Genomic DNA, 3,010 nt, shown 5'->3' with positions numbered 1-3,010 from the left:
AATCAGTTCGGCGAGACCAGCTTCAGGCCGATCACGCCGGCCACGATCAGGCCCACGCAGGCCAGGCGCGCCGGCGATGCGCTGTCGTTGAACAGGTAGATGCCCAGCACCGCCACGCCCATGGCACCGATGCCGGTCCAGATCGCATAGGCCGTGCCGACCGGGATGCTCTTCATCGCCTGGCTCATCAGGTACAGGCTGATCAGGGCGGACACCACCGTAGCAACGGTGGGCAAGGGTTTGCTGAAGCCTTCCGAGTACTTCATTCCGAGGGCGAAACCGATCTCGAACAGGCCGGCCAGCAGCAGGTAGATCCAGGGCATGGGTGGGGGCTCCTTACCTTTTGGGGAAAAAACGAAACGGCCCGGTGTTTTCACACCGGGCCGTGGGTCGGTACATCACCATGGAGCCAATCGCGCGTGCGACGCCAGTTCCACGGGGCGGGTCGTCCCGCCTGGGTGGCGATGCCTGCGGGCATCGCACATGGGGCTTACTCGGACAGGTTCCGGCCGTGGAACAACTCTTCGATCTCGCGCTTGAGCAGCGCCTCGATCTTCATGCGCTCCTTGAACGACAGGTTCCTGGCCTTTTCCTCGAACAGGTACTGGTCCAGGTCGAAGTCCTTCAGGTGCATCTTCGTGTGGAAGATGTTCTCCTGGTAGACGTTGACGTCGAACATCTCGTAACGCGACTTGATGTTCTTGGCCAGGAAGTTCTGGATCGAGTTGATCTTGTGGTCGATGAAGTGCTTCTTGCCCTTCACATCACGGGTGAAGCCACGGACGCGGTAGTCCATGATCACGATGTCCGATTCCAGGCTCTCGATCAGGTAGTTCAGGGCCTTCAGCGGGGAAATGACGCCACAGGTGGCCACGTCGATGTCCGCGCGGAACGTCGCGATACCTTCCTGCGGATGGGTCTCCGGGTAGGTATGGACCGTGATGTGGCTCTTGTCCATGTGCGCGACCACGGCGTCGGAGATCAGCTCCTTGCCGGCCAGCTTCTTGTCGATCACCGGTTCTTCGGAGATCAGGATGGTCACCGAGGCACCCTGCGGGTCGTAGTCCTGGCGGGCCACGTTCAGGATGTTGGCGCCGATGATCTCGGCGACATCGGTCAAGATCTGAGTCAGCCTGTCGGCGTTGTACTCTTCATCGATGTATTCAATGTAACGCTGACGCTCCTCTTCGGTGCGCGCGTAACACACGTCATAGATGTTGAAGCTCAGCGCCTTGGTGAGGTTGTTGAAACCCTGCAGCCTCAGGCGAGGCAACGGCTTGACCACGGCGGTCGATTCCTGTGTAAGAAGGGAAAGGGGGAATTATGGGGCAAACTGCCCCCGGGGGGAACGTGAAGAGCGCTCACATCTGGCACACTGTTTGCCCTTAACAATTGCGCTGGTTAAGCTCCGCTATCGACCCCGTGAATCCGTTCATGCGCAGAGGGAGCGCTCCTATCGTGTCAACCGTGCGCCTAGCTAGCAGTCCACTGGCCCTGGATATCGCCACAATCGATCGTTTCCTGGCGCACAGCCACAGGCGGCGATACCCTACCCGTACCGACGTCTTCCGGCCCGGGGACCCGGCGGGAACCCTGTATTACGTCATCAGCGGCTCGGTTTCGATCATGGCCGAGGAAGATGATGATCGCGAGCTGGTGCTGGGCTACTTCGGTGCCGGCGAATTCGTCGGCGAGATGGGCCTGTTCGTCGAATCGGACCGCCGCGAGGTGATCCTGCGGACCCGCACCGCCTGCGAGCTGGCTGAAATCAGCTACGAGCGCCTGCATCAGCTGTTCCTCGGCCCGCTGTCGGCCGATGCCCCGCGCCTGCTGTATGCGCTGGGCCAGCAGATTTCCAAGCGCCTGCTCGACACCAGCCGCAAGGCCAGCCGTCTGGCATTCCTGGACGTGACCGACCGAATCGTGCGCACCCTGCACGACCTGGCGCAGGAGCCGGAGGCGATGAGCCATCCGCAGGGCAGCCAGCTGCGTGTATCGCGCCAGGAGCTGGCGCGCCTGGTCGGCTGCTCGCGCGAGATGGCCGGCCGCGTGCTGAAGAAACTGCAGACCGACGGCCTGCTGCATGCCCGCGGCAAGACCGTGGTGCTGTACGGCACCCGTTGACCGTTGAGCACCCGGTGGGTGCGGACCTTGGTCCCCACTCCCTGGCGCGCTAGGCTCGGTGCATGGAGCTGAGCAGCGAATTCTGGTGGTTCATCCTCATCGGCCTGGGCGCACAGCTGGTCGACGGCGCGCTGGGCATGGCGTTCGGCCTGGTGTCCTCGTCGGTGATGCTGAGCATGGGCCTGCCGCCGGCGCAGGTCAGCGCCAGCATCCACACCGCTGAAGTGTTCACCACGGGCGCCTCGGGGGTGTCGCACCTCGCCGCCGGCAATGTCGATAAACGCCTGTTCCTGCGCCTGGCCCTGCCCGGCGCAGTGGGCGGCGCCCTGGGCGCGTACGTGCTCACGCAGCTCCCGGGCGAGATCATCCGGCCACTGATCTACCTGTACCTGCTGGTGCTGGCGATCATCATCCTGGCCCGCGCCGCTGGGCGCTGGATGCCCAAGGGCGAGATCCGCCGGGTGCCGGTGCTGGGCTTCTTCGCCGGCCTGCTCGACGCCAGCGGCGGCGGTGGCTGGGGGCCCATCGCCACGTCCACCCTGCTCGCCCGCGGCGGCCAGGCGCGCACCACCATCGGTACGGTCAACGCAGCCGAGTTCGTGGTCACGTTGACGGTGTCAGCAACCTTCCTGCTGTCGATGGGGGTACAGCACCTGCAGATCGTAGCCGGCCTGCTGATCGGCGGCATGATGGCCGCGCCGGTGGCGGCGATCCTGGTCAAGCGGGTGAAGGAACGCTGGGTGCTGGTGGCCGTGGGCGTGCTGGTGCTGGGCATCAGCCTGTTCCAGATCGGGCACGCGGTATACCGGCATCTGGGCCGCTGAGCGCTTGCCGGCCAGCGGCCGGCACTACCGGACGGAGAACGGCCGGCACTACCGGACGGAGA

The 3,010-nt window shown here is 64.3% G+C and carries 4 protein-coding genes; 2 read left to right on the top strand and 2 right to left on the bottom strand.

Going from position 1 to position 3,010, the window contains the following annotated elements; all coding sequences use genetic code 11:
• Window positions 1-2: 2 nt before the first annotated feature.
• Together sugE and speD are read right to left on the bottom strand one after the other, a co-directional pair.
• Window positions 3-323, bottom strand: a complete 321-nt coding sequence (sugE, locus tag N5C25_RS20450; protein ID WP_005419816.1) for a quaternary ammonium compound efflux SMR transporter SugE — start codon at window positions 321-323, stop codon at window positions 3-5.
• A gap of 167 nt (window positions 324-490) precedes the next feature.
• Entirely contained in the window at window positions 491-1,285 is a 795-nt protein-coding gene (gene speD, locus N5C25_RS20445; protein WP_019661504.1) for an adenosylmethionine decarboxylase, read from the bottom strand.
• A gap of 149 nt (window positions 1,286-1,434) precedes the next feature.
• On the opposite strand from speD, the gene crp reads away from it, so the two are divergent.
• Both crp and N5C25_RS20435 read left to right on the top strand, forming a co-directional pair.
• Window positions 1,435-2,124, top strand: a complete 690-nt coding sequence (crp, locus tag N5C25_RS20440; protein WP_010482649.1) for a cAMP-activated global transcriptional regulator CRP — start codon at window positions 1,435-1,437, stop codon at window positions 2,122-2,124.
• Between the two features lie 62 nt (window positions 2,125-2,186).
• Entirely contained in the window at window positions 2,187-2,948 is a 762-nt protein-coding gene (locus tag N5C25_RS20435) for a sulfite exporter TauE/SafE family protein (protein ID WP_251101962.1), read from the top strand.
• The last annotated feature ends 62 nt before the right edge of the window (window positions 2,949-3,010 follow it).

It is taken from the genome of Stenotrophomonas sp. GD03958, assembly GCF_029839005.1.
Lineage (GTDB): Bacteria > Pseudomonadota > Gammaproteobacteria > Xanthomonadales > Xanthomonadaceae > Stenotrophomonas > Stenotrophomonas hibiscicola.
This window is presented reverse-complemented; position numbering and strand designations above follow the sequence as displayed.

Excerpts from the sequence above, each read along its gene's own strand:
- sugE (WP_005419816.1), bottom strand. The coding sequence starts at position 323 with ATGCCCTGGATCTACCTGCTGCTGGCCGGCCTGTTCGAGATCGGTTTC.
- crp (WP_010482649.1), top strand. The coding sequence starts at position 1,435 with ATGCGCAGAGGGAGCGCTCCTATCGTGTCAACCGTGCGCCTAGCTAGC.
- N5C25_RS20435 (WP_251101962.1), top strand. The coding sequence starts at position 2,187 with ATGGAGCTGAGCAGCGAATTCTGGTGGTTCATCCTCATCGGCCTGGGC.